14 protein-coding genes are annotated in these 19,770 nt (G+C 48.8%); 8 read left to right on the top strand and 6 right to left on the bottom strand.

Features of this window, described 5'->3' with window-relative positions; all coding sequences use genetic code 11:
- Positions 1-25: 25 nt before the first annotated feature.
- From ACQ5DJ_RS10985 to ACQ5DJ_RS10965, 5 genes are all read right to left on the bottom strand, one after another.
- The gene (locus ACQ5DJ_RS10985; RefSeq protein WP_429842498.1) at positions 26-643 is read right to left on the bottom strand and encodes a class D sortase; all 618 of its coding nucleotides are present in this window, start codon (positions 641-643) and stop codon (positions 26-28) included.
- 325 nt (positions 644-968) lie between these two features.
- Positions 969-1,601, bottom strand: coding sequence for a LysE family translocator (locus ACQ5DJ_RS10980; protein WP_142065749.1), 633 nt, complete (start codon positions 1,599-1,601; stop codon positions 969-971).
- Positions 1,602-1,747: 146 nt separating this feature from the next.
- Entirely contained in the window at positions 1,748-3,511 is a 1,764-nt protein-coding gene (locus ACQ5DJ_RS10975; RefSeq protein WP_429842497.1) for an SH3 domain-containing protein, read from the bottom strand.
- Between the two features lie 14 nt (positions 3,512-3,525).
- Entirely contained in the window at positions 3,526-4,461 is a 936-nt protein-coding gene (locus tag ACQ5DJ_RS10970) for a hypothetical protein (protein ID WP_429842496.1), read from the bottom strand.
- Positions 4,458-4,607, bottom strand: a complete 150-nt coding sequence (locus ACQ5DJ_RS10965) for a hypothetical protein (protein WP_007724683.1) — start codon at positions 4,605-4,607, stop codon at positions 4,458-4,460. The genes ACQ5DJ_RS10970 and ACQ5DJ_RS10965 overlap by 4 nt, the downstream gene beginning before the upstream one ends.
- Before the next feature lie 197 nt (positions 4,608-4,804).
- On the opposite strand from ACQ5DJ_RS10965, the gene ACQ5DJ_RS10960 reads away from it, so the two are divergent.
- From ACQ5DJ_RS10960 to ACQ5DJ_RS10925, 8 genes are all read left to right on the top strand, one after another.
- Entirely contained in the window at positions 4,805-6,598 is a 1,794-nt protein-coding gene (locus ACQ5DJ_RS10960) for a vWA domain-containing protein (protein ID WP_429842495.1), read from the top strand.
- Positions 6,599-6,611: 13 nt separating this feature from the next.
- Positions 6,612-10,001: a tubulin-like doman-containing protein gene (locus tag ACQ5DJ_RS10955; protein WP_429842494.1), complete on the top strand. Its 3,390-nt coding sequence runs from the start codon at positions 6,612-6,614 to the stop codon at positions 9,999-10,001.
- Positions 10,002-10,035: 34 nt separating this feature from the next.
- Positions 10,036-12,384 carry a hypothetical protein gene (locus ACQ5DJ_RS10950; RefSeq protein WP_429842493.1) on the top strand — a complete coding sequence of 783 codons (2,349 nt, stop codon included), beginning with the start codon at positions 10,036-10,038 and terminating at the stop codon, positions 12,382-12,384.
- Positions 12,381-13,655, top strand: a complete 1,275-nt coding sequence (locus ACQ5DJ_RS10945) for a vWA domain-containing protein (RefSeq protein WP_429842492.1) — start codon at positions 12,381-12,383, stop codon at positions 13,653-13,655. The genes ACQ5DJ_RS10950 and ACQ5DJ_RS10945 overlap by 4 nt, the downstream gene beginning before the upstream one ends.
- Positions 13,656-13,672: 17 nt before the next feature.
- On the top strand, positions 13,673-14,308 hold the full coding sequence (locus ACQ5DJ_RS10940; protein WP_429842491.1) for a beta-mannanase: 636 nt from the start codon (positions 13,673-13,675) through the stop codon (positions 14,306-14,308).
- A gap of 13 nt (positions 14,309-14,321) precedes the next feature.
- Positions 14,322-15,587, top strand: coding sequence for a TRAFAC clade GTPase domain-containing protein (locus tag ACQ5DJ_RS10935; RefSeq protein ID WP_017246636.1), 1,266 nt, complete (start codon positions 14,322-14,324; stop codon positions 15,585-15,587).
- The gene (locus ACQ5DJ_RS10930) at positions 15,587-18,067 is read left to right on the top strand and encodes a hypothetical protein (protein WP_429842490.1); all 2,481 of its coding nucleotides are present in this window, start codon (positions 15,587-15,589) and stop codon (positions 18,065-18,067) included. The genes ACQ5DJ_RS10935 and ACQ5DJ_RS10930 overlap by 1 nt, the downstream gene beginning before the upstream one ends.
- Positions 18,068-18,268: 201 nt before the next feature.
- Positions 18,269-19,003 carry an MBL fold metallo-hydrolase gene (locus ACQ5DJ_RS10925; protein WP_429842489.1) on the top strand — a complete coding sequence of 245 codons (735 nt, stop codon included), beginning with the start codon at positions 18,269-18,271 and terminating at the stop codon, positions 19,001-19,003.
- A gap of 111 nt (positions 19,004-19,114) precedes the next feature.
- On the opposite strand, the gene ACQ5DJ_RS10920 is transcribed toward ACQ5DJ_RS10925, so the two are convergent.
- Positions 19,115-19,741, bottom strand: coding sequence for a cupin domain-containing protein (locus ACQ5DJ_RS10920; protein ID WP_429842488.1), 627 nt, complete (start codon positions 19,739-19,741; stop codon positions 19,115-19,117).
- Between the last annotated feature and the right edge of the window lie 29 nt (positions 19,742-19,770).

Raw genomic sequence — 19,770 nt, 5'->3', positions numbered from 1 at the left:
TCATTCCGTCTTTCAGTCGGAAGTGTTAGGGCTGAGATGAAGTCGTCTGTTTCCATTCAGCTTGAACGATCAGTCTGTCCTTCGGATCTTTTGCTCCAACAGGGGTGCATGTGACCAAGGTGATCAATGGCTTCTTTTGATCCTCTAGAACTTCTATTTGTGTACGATCTACAACAAAGGCTCTCACGACAACGAATTGGTAGATTGCCGTTTTCGTCTTGATCTCAATCTCATCGTTAGGTGCTAGTTCGTCCAAGCGATTGAATTGCTTGCCATGAGTAATCCCGCGATGGCCTGCCAGTCCAACATTGTTCACACCGAATTCCTTGTCTGGCTCGATCAGGCCAACGCCTTTACTCAAGGCATGCTTGTCCGCGCCTTCAAAAATCATCATTTCCAGATCAATTTTGGGAATCCGAATCACGCCTCTGGCACCTTCCAACATAGCGAGCGGCTCTTGTATCTGAGGAGCTGGTGGGTTCTTTGATGCAGCCGTTTCTATTTGCTCGCTGACGTTGCTCAGTTGTTCGAACGCTTCGATGAGCTGTTCTTGCTTTTGTGCAGATACCGCCGTTTCCCATTGAGGATAGAAAAGGAGGAATAAGCCTGCCAGGATAAACCCAGCACTTAACAGCACTCGCACATTCTTCAACTCCCTTTTCGCACCGTTAACTCAATTCACCTTTCCCCCCTTGTCCAAATTTTTAGTTAAAATAAACTTTTTTCGGCAAGGGCATTCTTCATTGTATAAATCATGCTAGTCGAGAACAACAGACACCCACTGTTCCAATTGTGAAAAAATGCCTAGAAGAATCATAATCTTTCGACCTAAACAATTTCTGAACATGAAAAAAGCCAGAGGAGAAAGACTCCTGACTGGCTTTTTTTGGTCTTTATTCTATGATTAATAGGCGACGCTTTTCGAAACAAATCCAACTAAGACTTTCCTATTTGCATCGATGGTGGAGCTAAGGATTCGCTTTCGCCCGCAACAGATTCAACCCCATCCCGATAAAAACAATCCCCGTCAGCTTGTTGAGAATGACAGAGAACTTCTGGTTATTACGCAATTTTTGCGTAGCGAAGGAAGCAAACAGGGCGAGGAGACTACACCAGATGCCACCTGTAACGGTAAAAGTAAGGCCAAGAATAAGGAAAGGGAGTGGTCCGGCTTCCGTTGCGCTAACGAATTGCGGGAGGAAGGCGATGAAAAACAGGGCGACCTTCGGATTCGTGACACTTGTCAGAATCGCTTGCAGATAGACCTTTTCACCCTTCAGCTTCTTGGAATCGGCCGTATCAAAAGCTGGTGATTCCTTCGTCATGAGCATGCGAATGCCTAAATAGACGAGATAGGCGACCCCCAATATTTTGACGATGTTAAAAAGCACGATGGATTGCGCCAAAATGAGCGACAAGCCGAAAGCAGCCAAGAGTGTGTGAATGAGTGAGCCTGTCAAAATGCCGAGAACCGAAAGAATACCTGCCTGTTTTCCTTGCGAAATGCTGCGGGTGATGATGTACATCGTGTCTGAGCCGGGTATCAGGTTCAACATGATTGCGGTCATCAGAAATGCTTCATAATGAACGATTCCAAACATCGCTTCTCACTCCTCGTCTATCTATAAAATAAAAGTAGATTATAGAATAATCTGACACTTAAGGCAATGCGAAAAATGAGGAAAAGCCCCTGACGCAGATCAAAAAAGCATGATCGCGAGGGGAGCTCGTTATTCAAGCAAACTGATTACGGCGTCGATTCAGTAGCGCGTATCCAGCCTTCTTTTCCATTAAATACAATCTGGTACCAGCCATTCAGATCGGCGATGACTTGTAGGGAACCATCTGCTATTACTTGACCGATCTTCTCATATTCTTCACCGGGACCCGCAAAAACATCGATTTTTTGAGTGGCAGGGGGAGTTTGATCTGTCCCTTCTGTTGAGCCGTCAGCAGGGGAAGTCGCATCTCCTGACTCGTTACCCTCGGTCGTTTCTTCGGAACTCGCTTCTAAGTCAGCCAGCTTTTCTATGTAATTCAAGCCATTGTCCTCGAGCTTGAACAGAGCGATTTCCTTTTCCCCTTTTCCTACCGCATTTTTCATGATCACATGCTCGGAGTCTTCTACACTGAGTTCATCCGCCTCGACCGAAAAGCGCTTATCGATTGACTCTTTTGTCAAATTCGGGGACAGTGCCGCGTAGGCGTTAGTACGCTCTTTGCCGGATGCACTCACGATAATCACAGGCTGTTCTTTACTTCCGAGCGTATTGTCGATCTTAGCCTTTGCCGATTTCATGTCCACATCGAGCGACTGATCCAGATAGAGGAGCGAGTCATTTGGCATTTTCGCTGCGAAATAAAGACGTTGATCTGCCTCGGAGAGTCCAAATGCGTAAAGCTTTGCCCCCCAGCGATCTGTGCCGGAGAGCATTTCGGTGAACGTTCTGTCTGGGTATCTCAGTTGCAATAAGCGTGCTGGATCGTATTCCAACCAGAGTTTTTCCAGATCGGACAGGAGTGTAGCCGTATTCTGGAGCGGATTCAACTGTTCGTACAATTCACGTGCTTTGGTGAACTCGAACGACTTGATGTATTGTTCTGCCTGCTTGAGCTTGCCTTCTAGATAGCGGGTGATCGAATCGAGGACAGGCGAATCAGTAGACAGTACATCCTCGATTTTGCGATAGGCGGCTGCCATGTTCACGAAGGCACTCAGATCCTTCGAACGAATGACTTCCTTTATTTCAGCTAACGCATACTTTTCCAATTGACCCACTAACCAATCTGTCTCGATACCCAGTTTTTCGTAATGGCGTATGCTTGTAGCGGTTTTGGTGATGACTTCTTCAAAAGGAGCCGAAGCAATTAGCACCCGCAGCTTGGTCTTTTCATAGTCCTGGAACAAGGCCGTGAGCTCAGCCTGCTTCTTCTTTTTGCCGCCGTAGTATTCATCTGGAATGGCAAGGAGTGTTTCAATGAAAGATTCGTCCTGGTAGTTTTCCTTTTCGAGATTCGATTGGGCCTGAGCCTTCGCTGTTTGCAAGGCATTCAAGTAATAATCGGAAAAGCTCTTATCCATACCCAATTGAGCGGACAATTGCTGGAAAAACATCGCTGGTACATTCTTTTGATTCTGGTATTTCTGTTTGACCACTTGGTATTGTTCATAGACTGCACCGATTTCTGCGATCTTCTTTTCCGAGATGGCAGAACGCGAATACAGGTGAAGACCTTCCAACTCGGTGCGGATAGAAGTCAGTTGAAACATGATGGAATTCCATTCGTCATCTCCGTAGGACAGGACAGCCATATCATGCGCGCGAGAAAAGGTTTCCTCAGCTTGCAGCAGGTTCTTTTGGTCATAAAACGCCTTTGCCTGTTTATACAACGTAACCTGCTTGTACCCGAATCCAAGCTTGAACAGAACGGCGATCAAACCCAAGGCAAAGAGTCCGAGAAAAATATTACGGACCCAGAGGGACCGATGATAGGGAGAGATAGGAAGCATAAAAGGCTCCTCCTTCACAGTAAGCCTTTGAAATCGGGGTCAAACGCGTAATGCGTATCTACCCTGTTTTTGGTAGAATGATACAGTTGTTCCCAACCCTCATCCTTATGGGTTTGTACCATTTTTGCCAATCGCAGAAGGCGCTCGCGTGGCAAAAAATCGATAAATTCGATAATCAGATCCTGATACTCATCCACATAAGACTTCATGCGAAGCGCCGCACCTGCCACTTGACCGATGAGCTGATCCCCATTTTCTAGTAACAATATTTGATTTTTATAACGTCTGACATAATTGAGAACAGATTTTTTGACGAGCGAAGGCTGGACCTTGATGACTTCGCGCACATATTCCATGAAGTCCTTGTCGTACATAGAGGGGATGAGCGTTTCGAGCTCCAGCTCCATGTCTTTGCGCAGGACGTAATGATTGAGGAACATGATCTTGCGTATCTTGATCGTATCGGAGTCGATGAAATGTCCGATCTCTTTCGTTTTTTCATAAGCTTCCTTGAGATGTCCTTCTTTGACGTCGTTGCCCACTTCCTCCAAATGACGGTGGAGTGACTTCTTGAACGTCTCCAGTTCCTTTGTCAAAAAGTGTTGAAATTGTACGTCTCTTTCATAGGTGCCGTATTTTTTCTGCATCACGAAAAACAGGACGAACAACACACAGCCAATACCTCCTGCGAGAGCTAATTGCAATAGGGTATCCGCAGAAAGGACAGCAAGACAGACGAATAAGCCCAAGAGCAAAAAGCGCGTCTGCACATAGCGGCGCGTTACGGCATGGGAAACCTGGCGGATCGGTGTGTAGGCTCTCCCGCAGGTCTCACAATGTGTCTCCCACAGGACATGGTACGTATGGCATCGCGTGCACGCTTGAATTCTTTCATACGTATGAGTGGTTTTACGGGTTTTGCGAAATTGTACGCCGATTCGCTTTCTCATGGTGAATCCCTCTTCTCATTCAGTAAGGCATGAAGATGCTGATCGATTTCGGCGTTGGAGAGATTGCGCCGTTTTAGTCGCAGCAGCTTGAGGAATCGGACCGCTAGCAGCAAAAAAGCCGCAAACAACAGAAAGTAAGTTAACATAAAATTTCTCCTAACGAAGTTGTCGAAATCTGTAACAAAGAATCATGTCGTATCGTATTACGAGTAAGGGGCAATCATTCTAGTACTTTTTTATCATCTGTCTTCTACTTCTTGAATCTAGTGGTAATAGTGTCATAGTCTTACTTTCTTTGCAACACTTCACAAATTCTTTGTAACGAACAAGAAAAGGAGCACTTATGAAAATAATACGATTCCGAATGTTATGTCGATACGTAGCATGTCTTGTCTTGCTCTTGGTCAGTGTCCTCTCCGTCACTCACCCAGGCTTTGCGCAAACGAGCGGAAATAATATGGACGCTGTCCTGGTCGTGGACGTCAGCAACTCCATGACCCAAAGCGATAAGAACAAAGTCAGCAACGAAGCGATGAAAATGTTCGTCGACATGACGTCGATCCAAGCGAACAAGATTGGTGTCGTCGCCTATACCGACAAGATCGAGCGGGAAAAAGCCCTGCTTGAGATTAATTCCGAAGAAGACAAGAACGATATCAAAGCCTTCATCGACAGCCTGCAAAAAGGAGCCTACACCGATATCGCAGTAGGGGTAACGGAAGCAGTAAAAATCCTGGATGCAGGACGCAATCCAAACAATGCGCCAATCATCGTGCTGTTGGCAGACGGAAACAACTATTTGAACAAAGCATCAAGCCGTACCCAAGCACAGTCTGATCGAGAGCTACAGCAAGCAGTGAAAGAGGCCAAAGACAAAGGCTATCCGATTTACACGATTGGCTTGAACGCAGACGGTCAGCTTAACCGCACGACCCTGCAACAGATTGCTGCGGATACAAATGGTAAATTTTTCGAAACAAGCACAGCGGACAAGCTCCCGCAAATCTTGAGCGAAATCTTTGCGAATCACTTGAAGCTGAAGGTTGTCCCGGTGAAAAGCTTCGTCGCAAACGGTCAAGCTCAGGAGATTCCGATCCCCATCCCGAATGGCAGTGTCATGGAAGCCAATATCTCGATCATGTCGCAAAAGGCAGTGGAAGTGAAGCTGTTCGATCCGGCGGGCAAGGAAGTACAAATCCCTTCCAACCAGGTCAGACTGTCGAAGTCCAATGCGTACACGATGATCAAGCTGGTCAAGCCACAGCAGGGCGATTGGAAGCTACAGGTAAAAGGCGCCCCGAAGGAAAAAATCGATATTAACCTCATCTTCAACTACGATCTGCAATTGGAGATGGAGCCAGTCACAGCCAAGAGCTTCAAGGCTGGCGATGTCGTACCGATCAAGGCTGCGCTTGTTTCAAACGGACAGAAGGTAGCGAGTCCTGATCTGTACAAGCAGATGAAGGCGACACTGATCGTCAATGACAAGACGGACAATAAGACAAATGAGGTCATCCTGAACAATACGGGCAGCGGGTTCGAAGGCAACTTCACAATCCCGGCTGACCATACGTACGAGATAAAAATCAAGGCAGAAGACAACAGCTTTTACCGGGAGACAAAACCACTCCTTGTAGATGCTTCTAAAACAGCAGGTTCTGGAGCGGGCAAGCCGAACACAACCACTGATCCTGCGGCAGAATCGAAACCATTTCCATGGATGACCGTAGTAGGAGGTACCGTGGTTCTCATCCTGTTGATCGGTGCAGGCGTGTACGCACTGTCGATCTATCGCAAGGCGAACAAGGGCTTCGCGGGCCAAATCGCCGTCGAGATCGTGGATGAGGATACAGGCGAAAAGTCCAATCCACAGTACAAGAAACTGAACGCGTTCAAAGGAAAAGTGAAGCTGCACCAACTCTTGCAACTCGCCCCTGAGTTTGCGGAGACAGAGAAAGTCATCTTGTTACCAGGGAAAAACGATACGCTGATCATCGAAAACCGTTCGAGCTGTCGAATCGAAAAGGCAGGACGTGTCCTCGATGCAAGCAAAGGCAAAGAACTAAAGAAAAACGATCGCATCAAAATTTCGTTAACGAATGTGAACAAGTCCTTATATGTAGATTACATCGTCTAGGAGTGAGTCGATTATGAAAGCAGTTGTGAGAGAACACATTCAACAATTGGACGTATCCCTCGGCGGAGGAATCGTCAGTGACAAGATTCGCGTAGATACAATCGATAACCCGATGCTCGTCATCGGTCTTGGCGGTACAGGAATTGATGCGCTTTTGCGCCTGAAATACCAAGTGAACAGACGCTTCAAGCTGCCGGTAGATCAGCTTTCCAAGAAGCGCAAGGAAAAGCCGGACAATATTGAATTCATCGCGTTTGAAACGAATGAGCATGACCGCAACAAAAAGTACAAGGGCATCGGACTCGATCCAGTGACGGAGTTCGTACTCCTGTCTAATCCTGAGATTGGCGGTGTGTTGCAGAATCGCAGCATTCTGGAGCCGTACATCACTGACTGGCTCTCACCAGAGCTGACGATTACGGATGGTATCAGCGGAGCATCGGGTGTTCGTCAGGCAGGTCGACTTCTTCTCTTTACGAAAATTACGCAAGTCGTTCAAACGATTGAGAAAAAAGTCAAGATGCTGTGCGAGGGCACGAACAAAAAGCTGACGGTATTCCTTTTGAGCGGTTTGTCCGGGGGAACGGGGAGCGGTTGCTTCCTCGACATCGCCTATATCGTACGAGGCATTTTGGAGCGCGACTTCGGCAGTGCAGGGGTAGACAAGGTGAATACGCTGGGTTACCTGTTCACGCCTGACGTCAACCTGTCGAACAAGAGCCTCAGCTCCCACACACGCGACTACATCATGAAAAACGGTTACGCGGCATTAAAAGAGCTGGACTACTGGATGAATGCGGACGAGCGAAATGAGCGTTTCCGCCAGCAATACGGCAATGTACTCACTGTCCAATCGCCAATGCCACCATTCAACCTGTGCCATTTGATTTCTGCGACCAATCTCGAAGGCAAAGCATTGGAAAACGCCTACGATTACTGCATGAACGTAACCGCGGAGAACATTACGAACTTCATGGCGAGCGAAGAGAAACGTTCGGGTGAAGAGTTTGCGATCCACGACTATATCAGCAACATTCGTACGAACATCAACCAGATGCCAAAAGCGTACGCAGCCAACTACCAATACAACGTCATCGGTGCTTCCTCTGCTGTCTTGCCGATCGAAGAGATGACAACGTACTTGGCCTATCGCTTGTTTAAAAAGATGGAAAAAATGTTCACGGTAGCGCCAACGCAAGAAGATGCGGAGAAATTCGCCCGCAAGCTCGGAATCGACATCGACTCGATTTCCCGCAAGTTCGAGGAGCGCGTTCCTGAACCGTTGCCAGGCTATGAAAACAGCGAGCGTCTGAACTACAGCAACGTGATCACTCAGCAAGTCGTGAGCATCGACCACGAGCTGGAGCAAGGCTATCTCGCCAAAGCGCGCGAAGCGTACATCAAATGCAAGAAGCAGACGCCAGGCGATATGATCTCTGTTTTCGGCGAAATGATCACGCGTGTATTCCTGCACCCGCAGCAAGGACCTTTCTATGCGTCCCGTCTGATTCATTCGGACAAAGGCTATTGCCTGATGAAAATGATCCTCTCCTACATCGAGAGCCTCAAGGCGAATTTGGAGAGCTATCCACGTGAGATCGAGGGCGCGCGAGAGAATGCGAATGAAAAGCTGGGCGATGCCCGCAGTGCTTTCATCTCCAAGGAGAAGAAGAAAAACAGCTACATCGAAGCGAAGATCAACGAATACCAGCTCCTGGCTGATCAAGAAAAGCTGGAGCAAATGATCGAATTCTATGAAGAGCTGCACCGTTTGTTAAATGCAGAAAACAACCGCATTTATAACGTATTTACTGAGATTTTGAACGCACTCAACCAAATTTTCGAGCAAAATGGCGACATTTTGATCAACGGCGGCGAAGAGAGCGACCGTACTGGCAACAAGACATACTACTGGAACATCGTCAGTGTGCCGGATATCTCCAAGGTAGTCAGCAACATCCTGGAGCAAAAAGATGCGGACGACCTGATCCGCGATTTCACTAGCGAGCTGCTGCGACACTCCGATCAGTGGGTCAAAGAGCAGGAGCTGGATATCGTCAGCTCGATCTCGGAATTCCTCTCGGAGAAGTTCGGTGAGGTGATCACCAAGTCGATGGAAGAATTCATCGTGATCAAATACGGTCAGGACGAGACACTCGATCGCATCGTAGAGCGCAAGATTGCGAGCAAGCTGGATGAAGAGGCGATTCCGGTCTTCCATCTGAGCAACAATCTCGGCAATATGCACTTCCCTTCCTGGGGCTTTGTATCTGTGCCACTGAAAGCACCGTCGATCTTGAAGGGGATTAAAAACTATCAAAATACAGCGATTAGCGGATCGCGCTTTACTGTCAAAGAAAGTGAAGTCAAAAACCGCATCTTCTGGCTGAATACGAAAAACGGTGTTCCACTGTTTGCTTACACACCGCTAAAGGTCTACGAGGAAAGCTACGAACGTACCATTCTGGATAGAGAGGGTATCGGACGCCACCTCGTTCAAACCGAAAAGAACAACTGGGCGTACCTCCCGTCCCCTATTCCTGAAAAATCGTGGGGAGATACGTACCAAAACGGACGGATCAAAGCGTACAACGCCAACGTACGCGAACTGTTTGACCGTGCGGTGCGCTATGGAGCTATCCGCGAAAAAGGCAGCGACAGCAAGACCAGCAACCGCTATGAATCCATCGTGACGAAGCCGTTTTCGCTGGCTACTTTCTTGGCTAAGCACCAAGCGCAAGAAGACGCGACCAAGCTGAGCCCTGGCGAGATCAAACGTGCATTGGTTGAGCTCAAAGGTTTCATGAGAGATGGTCTGGAGCAAGAATTTACGCGTGATGTGTTCGGCAGTATCAATGAAGAGATGGCAAAAGAAAACCTGATTCGCTATCCAGAGCAGATTCGCTTGATCGAACAGGAAGTGCGCAAATACGAAGAAATCGAGGCCAAAATCCAGGAGCTGGAGCAGATCGTAGGTGCCATCAAGGACGAAGAAGAGCTGGTGACCCGATTTATCGAAGCACTTTACACAAACACCATCTGCAAGCGCGGTGCGCTGTACGTCTACGACAAGGATGAGGAAGAAGATGCGTGGGAGCCATTCATCAACCTGATGAAGGTCAATAAGCACGTCGAATTCGCCATCTATGAAAAATACCGCGCATTGGATCACAAGAGCATGGCAACCATCCAGCGCAAGGCTGCAAAACGCAGTGACGCGATGACCTCCGCAGAGGATACGCAACAACTGTTGGTAAAACTCGATGAAATTGCGGCGACTTTCCAAGAAACGAAAAACGATCTGGAATACGACCGCGACGAATACGTGAACGGTGAAGAGCTGTTCCAGTTCTACAAGAAAGTTTGGTCAAAAGTAAACGATATGCGCAAGACGCTGCAATAAACAATCAGGATCGTTTGATAACCGAGGAGGATGCATGAGGGATTTGATTGGAGAGTTCGCGACCCAATACGTTACGGATTTGGAAAGACAACTGGATAGCGGAAACGGACAGCGAAGTATTCAAAACCCCGTGCTCTTCCTTTTTCTCGGGGATAAGAGCGTAGAGGCACTGCAAGCTGTTCGTGCCCACAACGAGCGCAATTGGCAAAATGGTCACGGTGTTCTATATGTCCATGCGTATCAGGACAAAACATGGGAGCATCCACAAGTAATCGGCTGCCGCTTGCCGCAGGCAGATACCGACAAGAAAAAGATGCGTACTTCGATCCACGAGCGCTTTTCACTCGATGAAGCTGTCACCATGGAGCTGAACAAGGTGATGAAGCTGGCAAGCGTGCGGGTAGCGGAAATGGGCAAGTTGTTCACTGCCTTTCAGCAAGTCAATATTGCCGTCGTGGCAAGGGCGGATGACCCTGCCACGATCCTTTTACCAGAGCTGACGCTGCTTCTCAAGGGCTACCTCAACGAGCTGTTTAAAAACGTGTCCGTCGACCTGTACGTCCTGCTTCAGGAAAAGAACAACGGGGAAGCATTCGGATTCTCGACAGCGCTCTCGGTCAGCTTTTTGGAAGAGGTCAATCGTTATCAGCGGAGTGATTACAGCTATCGAGCGAATCTCTTGGTAACGGAGGATCTCGTGAAACTGCCTGTGGAGCATGTGAACGCACCGCTATTTTCACTGGCGTACCTATTGAGTGACAAGACAGAGCATGGCTTGTTTATCGAAGGCGGCATGCAGGAAAATTACGAGCTGATCAGCAAGCTGGTGCTTTTGAACAACAAAAAGGTAGAGTCAGAGTTTCATGAAAGCAACGAGGGATATAACAAGCTGCAATTTATGCGCAGCATTACCGTTGATCATGGGCAGACCAAGTTCGCGTCGGCAGGACTATCCAAAGTGAAGAGACCAACTCATGCGATTGCGCTGACGGTGCTATCCGCCGTATTTGACCGCTATTGGGAGCGACTTCAGGACGGCGAGGTGTTGCCGAAAACAAAAGCGAGAGAGAAGCTCGGGGTGACGGCGCATGATTTGCAGCGGAAATTGGCTGGCATTCTCCCTGAGGATCACATTCTGGAGGAAATGACGGGGCTCATGACCTCTGGCATTAGCTACAGCGAGCTTTGCAGTATGAATATGCGTGAAGCGGAGCTGGCTTTGTTTGACGGTAGCAGCCAAGCCTTTTTTGAGGCGAATGTCGTTTCCGGGGCGCGTAAACGTCTGGAGCACATGTTGTCTCAGGAGTCCTTGGCTGATTTGATTCAGAAAGGAATTATCGAGGATGAACGGCTTGGGCTTTATGCGGCTTACTATCTCACAGCCGAACACGCCAATGGAGCAAACCTTTTGGATGAGCTGCGCACAGGAATTCGCGAGACATCTCGACAGGTTGAACAAATTAAAGCCGAACTGGTCGATCTCTACCAAGAGCGAGTGGAGCGGCAGGACATTCGCGTAGGAGGATTTTTCACACGGGATAAAGAGCGTGTGCGGACCTTCATTCGCCATTTGCTGGACGCTGTTTATGGCAAAAAGCTGGAGCTGCTGGATTGGGAGATGATGCTCTCAATCCTTGTGAGCTATGAGAAACAGGCAGAGCAGATTCACCGGCAGTTAGGTGAGCAAGTTGAACAGCTGGAAGCCTTGCATAAGCAACTGCGGGAAATCGCCCAGACGAGTGTTCGAGAAGCGACTGACTACTTGGGCAAAAACGTGGACGAATATTACGAATCGGTGGTCCATGAAACGATCCGGTCATTGGAAGCTTCACGCGGCAGTGATTTTTACATGGAACAGCGGTATATTGGCAGCGGCGCTCTGCTCAGCGGGAATCGACTCGCCGGACTCGTGGAGAGGCTGTGTCAGTTTTGCCGGAACGAGATTCTCACCCGTGCACCATTTGCTTTATCTTTTGAGGCGGAGCTGCTTGCGCGTGCCAACGTTGGGGCTGCTTACGATAACCGAACCGTGCTGACGAAGGAGGATTTGTTCCTCGATCTGGCATTGGTGCTGGAAGAACGCGCAGCGGTTCACATCGAAGTGTTCCATTTCTTGCAAAAGCATCGCTATGAGGAGAAGTACTTGTTTGCGGATATTCACAACGACTTCGTCCAGTATGCGCTGCATAAGGATGAGAGCACACGAACTTACAAGCTGGGCTGCATCCACGAGGAACAAAAAAGCGGGATAGAAAAGATGAACCTGATGGGTGGATTCGGCATGGAAGAGTTGATGTTTTACCGTAATAACAAGAAATACCATGCTTCCTATGAGGACAGCGGGTTTGTCTTTCGCCGCGTGGGAGGAGATGAGTCGTCATGAGTCAGAGAAGGGTAAGCTTACTCATGCTAGTTTGTAGCCTGGTAGGTGGCGTGATCGGATTTTTGATCGGGGAAGTCATGCTTGGCAAGCTGTCCGGAGAAATACCGCAATGGTTGTTAATGGGACTTTATTTTGGTCAATATGCCTTTTTCGTAGGATTGATGTGCCTCATTGCGGAAATGATCTCGCCTCGACTGAATGGAGTCGGCTGGAAGCAGCGCTATCTGGGCTTTTCCTGGAAAATGCTCGTGCCCAGCACGTTTTTGATGGTGGGCGTGGTGGCAATGCTGCTTCAGCTACTGTACGGGTCATCATTTCAACAGGCCAGCGGGGCCAACAATATTGTCATGGTTCTGGATACGTCAGGCAGCATGCAGTCGTCTGACCCGGATAACCAATTGTTCAAAGCAGCAGCCGACATGGTGCAGCGCATGGACAGTGACATGAACATAGCAGTGGTTACGTTTCACGATCAAACGAATGTGCTGCAACCCCTCACCGCGCTGAGTAGCCAGTCCGTGAAGGATGAGATTGTGAAGAAGCTGCTTCAATATCCTCGAACGGATGGAGGCACCCGGATCGACCAGGCACTGCAAGTGGGGCTAGACCAGCTGCAAGCCAATCAAATGGCGAATAGTACGGTCGTGCTGATGTCAGACGGCTATAGCGATCTGGATATCCCTGCCGCACTTGCACCCTACAAGCAAAACCAAGTGATCGTCCATACGGTAGGTATGAGCCAAATCGATGCAGACGGAACGGCGCTGCTTCAAAAGATCGCTGCTGAGACTGGCGGCAGCTACTTCAATGTTGAGCACGCTGACCAAATGACAGGAATCTTTGGTCAGATTTACGATATGAGCCGAACAGACCGCAATATCGTTTCCGAGCGCACAGGAGCGACAGAAGAAAGCATGTTTTACGCGATTGCCCGTGTGGTCAGCGTTCTGATCATCGGTGCTTTAATCGGCTTGGCTCTGGGTCTGATTTTTGACAATCGCCATCTGGCTAAAAGCTTCACGATTGGCGGGGCGGTATCAGGACTGTTAGCTGGACTTGTTTTGGAAATGGGTCTGTCGTCAATCGACTTGCTTGATATGGTTGTACGTTTGCTGGCGTGTTCCTTGCTCGCCGTCATCCTGACATTGTTCACTCTCTTTGTGCCAGCTTCTACGAGTGGCGGATCGTCTTTTGCAAAGCGCAGACTGAACAACAGACAAAACCCTCGCGCGTTGGACGCCGGGAACCAAAGCAGCAAGCGGTTTGAGTAAAGGGAGCATGATGAATCATGATTAATCGGGAGGAAACAACAGAAACCTTCATCAAGGACGTCACCTGCCAGCATCAAGGGAGCGAATACGTGCTCAATTGGCATTGGGCGCAGGATATTCCGTGCGTGTACGTGCACAAGTCGCGGTTTGGCGCCCCTTTTGACGTAAACGAGCTGGATGATCGTCAGTTCAAGCTGTATACCCGAGAGGAATACAAAGTCCACAAAGGGCTGCGGGAAAAAACAGACGGCATCGGCCGGTACACATACCGCATCTTTCCTTGCCGATTGGAAAATGGCAAGCCGATTCTGCTCATGCCAGACGGGGATGCCCATGTGATCCACGTCAGCACAGGAAAGGCCAAGATCTACTACTCGTTCAAACGGGGCGGAAGCTGGTTCAGCAAGCATCAATCGTTGCAGATTCGCATTTTTTCAGAGATTCCGATCGCGCGGGACGTACTCTGCTACGTAAAAAAAGAGGGCTCTCCTCCCGCCCACCAGGATGATGGTACCCGATACAATTTCATTCGCGATCTCGAGCCCGGTGTCAATCTGATGCCGGAGATCGAGGTCAGGAAAAAAGACGTCGTCCGCCTGTTTTTTACGGACGGGAAAAAATACGGAGAAATGTACGAACTGATTCCTGAATAGGAGGGGATGCGCCATGCTGTCGTTTTTGAAAAACATGTTTGAAAAGAAGCCGCAGGTCAAGGAACGGCTTCCTTTTTACGATATTGTCTGCCCGTACTGCTTCGCGAAATACGGACCGGACCAAGTTGTCTTCCGTGCCACACATCATCGTCAGGACGACGAAGACTATGCGTTGCAGGAGGATGAGATTCTCAATGCGTATCGGGATAAATTCGGACTCGATGCCGTCGACGAGCTGGAAGCGGTGATCGATCCGGAATCCATCCCGGAGGAAAACCATTTGTACGTCGATAACGTCCTCGCGGGTGTGACTGATCGGTATGGCATGGTTTCCAAGCGCAGATTATGCCCGAAATGCCACAACGAGCTGCCGATTACAGCGGGCAAAGCGCCGAGCAACATTATTTCGATTGTCGGGGCGTCCCAAGTCGGGAAGTCCGTTTACATGACCTCATTGATCCATACCTTGCAGAACACGACTGCGAATCACTTCGATGCAGCGTGTATGCCGCTCAATGCGCAGATTAGCCGCAAGTTCCGGGAGAACTACGAGGCACCCTTGTTTGAACGCGGACAGTTGCTTGATTCTACGCAAAAGGAAAAGCGTCAGGAGCCGTTCATCTTCCAGTTCATTTTCAAGGATAGCGACAAGGCACCGTTGATCCTGGTGTTTTTCGACGTAGCGGGCGAGGGAATGGTCGACCGCGAGTATTTGGAGCTGTATGCGGCGCATGTAAAAAATTCGTCTGGCATCCTGTTCCTAGTCGATCCGCTGCAAATCAAAACGATTCGCGATCGGGTCATGCTACAAGCAGGGGATGAGCCAGGGGAATTCACAGCAAGGTACGACGAGCCGCGTGAGGTCGTCATTACGCTGTTTGAGAACTTCATCGGCTATCAGGAGCAGAGCAAGACCCATATTCCGACGGCTGTCGTGCTGACGAAGAGCGACATGCTGCATCTGATCAAGGAAGACGACGGCGAATACATCAAGTCCAACAGCAACGTTTTCCGCAATTTCGTCCATGAACAATATTTAAATACGACTGAATTTGAGAACATCGATGGGGAAATCCGCCGATTCATCGAAAAGGTGGATAGACCGTTTAAAGACGCGTTGGATGTTTACTTTACGAATACGGCCTATTTCGCTGTATCTGCGCTGGGGAGCAATCCCGTCAATCAAAGGGTGAGTGGTGTCGTGACGCCGATTCGTGTCGATGAGCCGTTTATTTGGTTGATGCACCAGCTTGATTACATCGAGGGGAGGGAGCGGTAGTGACCAACCGTCAGCCCATTTTGCAGCAGTACTACACCCGCGGGCGACAAGGGGTTTTCCGTTCGAACGAAGGATACGATACTGTCGCCAAAACGCCAGGGCTGGATAACCAATTCATTAAAAAGGCGCTCCATCCGTTTTGTGTGTACGATGCGCCGCGACAGCTTCAAGAGCGTGCGGAAAGCAATCAAGCGCTCTATCCAGAGGCACTCGTCAGCTTTCAGTCCGAATCAGGTGAGATGGTTCTCGGCAGAAGTGTATTTGTCGGAGCGGACTTTACCGGGCAGCGCAATACGTTTTTCAGCCACAACTATGTCATTCCGGTAGAGCGTCGGGATGAATTTATCAAGAACCCGGGCAAGATCTTCGGAGTGCGCACCTTTGCAGATCGCCACGACGATGCAGCGGGCAAGGAGCTTCCTGCCGTCGATGACATCCCTTCAGAAAAGGGCTTGTCACAAGATCGAAAACAGCTGCTTGGGCAATCGGGCATCGATGAGCGTTTATTCAAACAGCTCCTCTTTGCGGTGATGTCCTCGCTCGCAGCGAAAAAAAAGGTGTTCATCAGCCTGGATGTAGATATTAGTGCCTCATCCAAGGGTGCTACTCAATTGTTGGAGATTTTGTACAGTTGTCTGCCTTATGAGATGCGCAGACATTTTGGTTTTCTCACTTTTAGCAACGAGCCACAGAGCAAGAAGCATATCCACGTCACGTTCGTGGAAAAAGGAAGCATACGCCCAGGAGGGGGGCACAGCGACAAAGACTTTTTGTTCGACTTCGCCCTTGGTCGTGTTCAGAACGTCGATTTGCAGGACGGAGGACACGAATACCTCGACTTTGCTTGGGAGTATGTGAATGAGCCACGGATTCTGGATGCGTTCCACGAATTTTGTGAGGAAGTGCTGGCTGGAGCAGACCATGCACTGGCCTTGAACATTCGCACGTACTATGAACTGTGCGCCCTGTATTTGATTGAAAAAGGACGAACGTCCGTGTATGAGAGCAAGCGGGCGGGCGTTTGGCAGGCGTTGAACAGCTATTTGGGACACAGCAGCTTGACCCGTAAGAAACGGCTGATCGAGCTTCAGGAAATGCTAATGCGGATCGAGGTAGAGGCGCTTTCGTCCAAACAGCTGCCTGACGGCGAGACGATCAAGCAAATGATTGAATCCTACCGTGTCACCAGGCAGGAACGCCTGCAAATGGATTTGATCCGCTTCTTGATGGACGTGTTGATGAAGGCTAAGACCTCGAGACAGAGCAGCTACGTGGCAGAGGTGTACAAGCATTTGTCCAGCAACCGGGAGCTGTTTGGTTTCATGATGCGGACGATTTTCGGCTATCCACAGCTGGTGAAGCCGCTTTTTGAGGACTATATGACCGAGCGGGTAGCCGCCGTGACCAGTTTGGATCAGATGCTAAAGGAAATCCGGTTTTGGACGGAAACAGAACCGCAAGCTATGCGGAGTGCTGTTTTTGTTTCTACCACGACGGAGAAAGTTCTGCGTCTATTTGCGCGTGAACGCCAAAAGCTCACTGCCGCTATTACTATCCACCAGTTCTTTGAAAGCATCGATGGGGCACGCAGCTATGCCGATGAGTTGTTGGATGAGCTGGACAAGTCCTTGATGAAGCTCGTCGCGCTAGATACGCTATCCAAGGATGATTTCCAAGTGCTCATCGCCCTCTTGGAGGAGAAGCCACAGAGCTTTTTCGGAACGTTGGATATGGAGAGTCGCCACAAACAAGAAATGCTCATGAATCTGGCGAAGCTGCACGAGGAGAGAAGCACGCCACACCCGGCAGAGTTTTTCCGGAAATGGGATCGGGAAGCGATTTCCGTGCAGCAAAGAATGATCCAGAATATGTTGAGTAAACCGCTCCATGCTGACGAGTTCCCGCAGGTGCCGCTGGTCTTTTACCGGGAAGATCATTTTGGTCAGGAAGGCTTCCAGTTTGCAGAATTGCTGGAGTATGTTCAGCAAAATGGTGGGGAATCCGTTACCATGTCCTTTATCCAATGGACGATGAGCCAGCGGATGTTCTTTGAAGGGAAGTATTTGCTGCCCGGATACAGACAAGCATTAAAGGCCTTCTTCCTTGAGGAGAAAGGCAAGAGATTGCGGGATAAAGAATGGCGAAAACGGTGGTATGCGATCCGAAATGCTGATTTCCGCAAGCTTTTGGACGAGGTACGCAGTGAAACAGCCAATCCATTCGTGAAGCTGTTTCGGCACAAAGCTACGGTGATATCCAGCGTAGTTGTCTTGCTAGGTGCTGGAGCGTGGGGAGGCTATATGGTTTGGGGAGGTACGAGTACGCACGTACAGCCACCTGAAACACAGCCTGAACCGATTCGCCCTCCGGCTGTGTTCGTACCGGTTTATCGGTTGATGGTGGACGAGCCAGACATCCAACCTGTCCGTGTCCAAAATGCATCAACGGGTGGGCAGCCTGTTCAGACAACCACACCTTGAGGTAATAAAACGCCAACGCGGTCTGCTCGGGTAGGAGCGACCGCGTATTTCGGGGGTCTTTGTTGTACAAGAAGATGCCTTGAAAGTATATTGACAAATATTTTTATTTGTGGTATAATAAAATATTTTCATATTGAAACAACTCCTCGCTACGTGATAAAAAGTAGTTGTGCGATGAAATGGTGTGAGGAGGAATAGGGTATGAAAGCTAACACAGGTGTGAAAATGATTCCGTTACAAGGAGAGGCATTTGGCAAGCCGATGGTGATCAATCCCACCTTACTTTGGGATGATGACCGAGCGGTATTAGTGGATACAGGAATGCCTGGTTCGTGGGAGACCATTCGTCAGGAGATGAGCCGTGCTGGCATACCACCTGAGCGTTTACAGGCTATCATTTTGACACATCAGGACCTTGATCATATCGGCAGTCTACCAGAAATCGTTCGTGAGCTTGGCGGACAGGTTGAAATATACGCGCATGAGCTAGATCAGCCGTATATTGAAGGCACACGCCCTCTCCTCAAAGCAAACCCCAAAAGTATGGCCCCTTTACTTGCAATGTTGCCTGAAAAGGAACGCGAGCACTTGCAATGGCTTTGCGAAAATCCGCCAAAGGCAATGGTGCACAAGACACTGGCAGACGCAGAGATTCTGCCGTATTGTGGGGGAATTCGCATCATTCATACTCCCGGACATACGCCGGGGCATATCAGCCTTTATGTACAAGATAGCAAGACTTTGATAGCAGGCGATGCTATGGTCTACATGAACGAAGCACTACGAGGACCGATTCCGCAAAACACTCTCGATATGGAAATGGCAGTAAACTCATTAAAAAAATTCGAGAACTTGGAAATTAATAGTATCATTTGTTATCATGGAGGCATGTGCCAAAACAACGTACAAGAACAGCTACACGCTCTGATACGGTGAAGCAGTTACACGAGCTTACATGATAAAACAATGAATCCAGGTTGGAGTATGTGGATATAAGAAGCGTGGAGGACACCAAGCTGGAGTAATCCTTATGGTGTCTTTCCCATTTTATCCTTGCATCGTCTTTTGCGCTGTTTGCTCGATTTTGGAATGGGAGACTGGTGCAGCTGTAGAGGTTTTGTAGTATTTTTCCAGCGACTTATCTGAGCCAGTCCAACGAGCTAGAACGGCGAACACAGCAAACATGCCTTTTTGCAGGAAGCGCGGAATGATTGGGAGATAAAACTGCCCCATCTGAAAGATCGTTCCCAAGAGGAGAATATTTTTCGGGATATTTTGCTTGATAATTGGCAAATAAAAGCTGCGCCCGTCTGTATCGAGTCCGTATCCACAGCGGACAAACGCTTCGAAAGTACCTGCCGGACGGATTTCAACATCGAAGCTGACGAATTCGTTAGAGGGGTTGTGGAACCCATGAACCTTGTCTGTCGGAATGGTTAGCTTCTCTCCCGGCTTCAGGATTACTTTTTTTCCATCAATGGTTACCTCTAAATTTCCAATTACACCTTCAAAGGTTTCGACAAGTTTTGTATGATAGTGTAGAAAAATCCCGTTATCCGGTGGAAGATCGGTACGGAATAACAAATATTCGCCATTCGTTTCTTCCGTTGTCTTCAAAAAGGTGACCACTTCATTATTGTGTGGGTTACTTACACTGCGACTTAGATTTGACAAAACTATACCTCCTTGAAAAATAGTAAAAA

The sequence above is a fragment of the Brevibacillus sp. FIR094 genome, from assembly GCF_050477165.1.
In the GTDB taxonomy this organism is placed as follows: domain Bacteria; phylum Bacillota; class Bacilli; order Brevibacillales; family Brevibacillaceae; genus Brevibacillus.
Note: the sequence above shows the minus strand (reverse complement) of the source record. Positions and strands in the feature narration are given on the sequence as shown.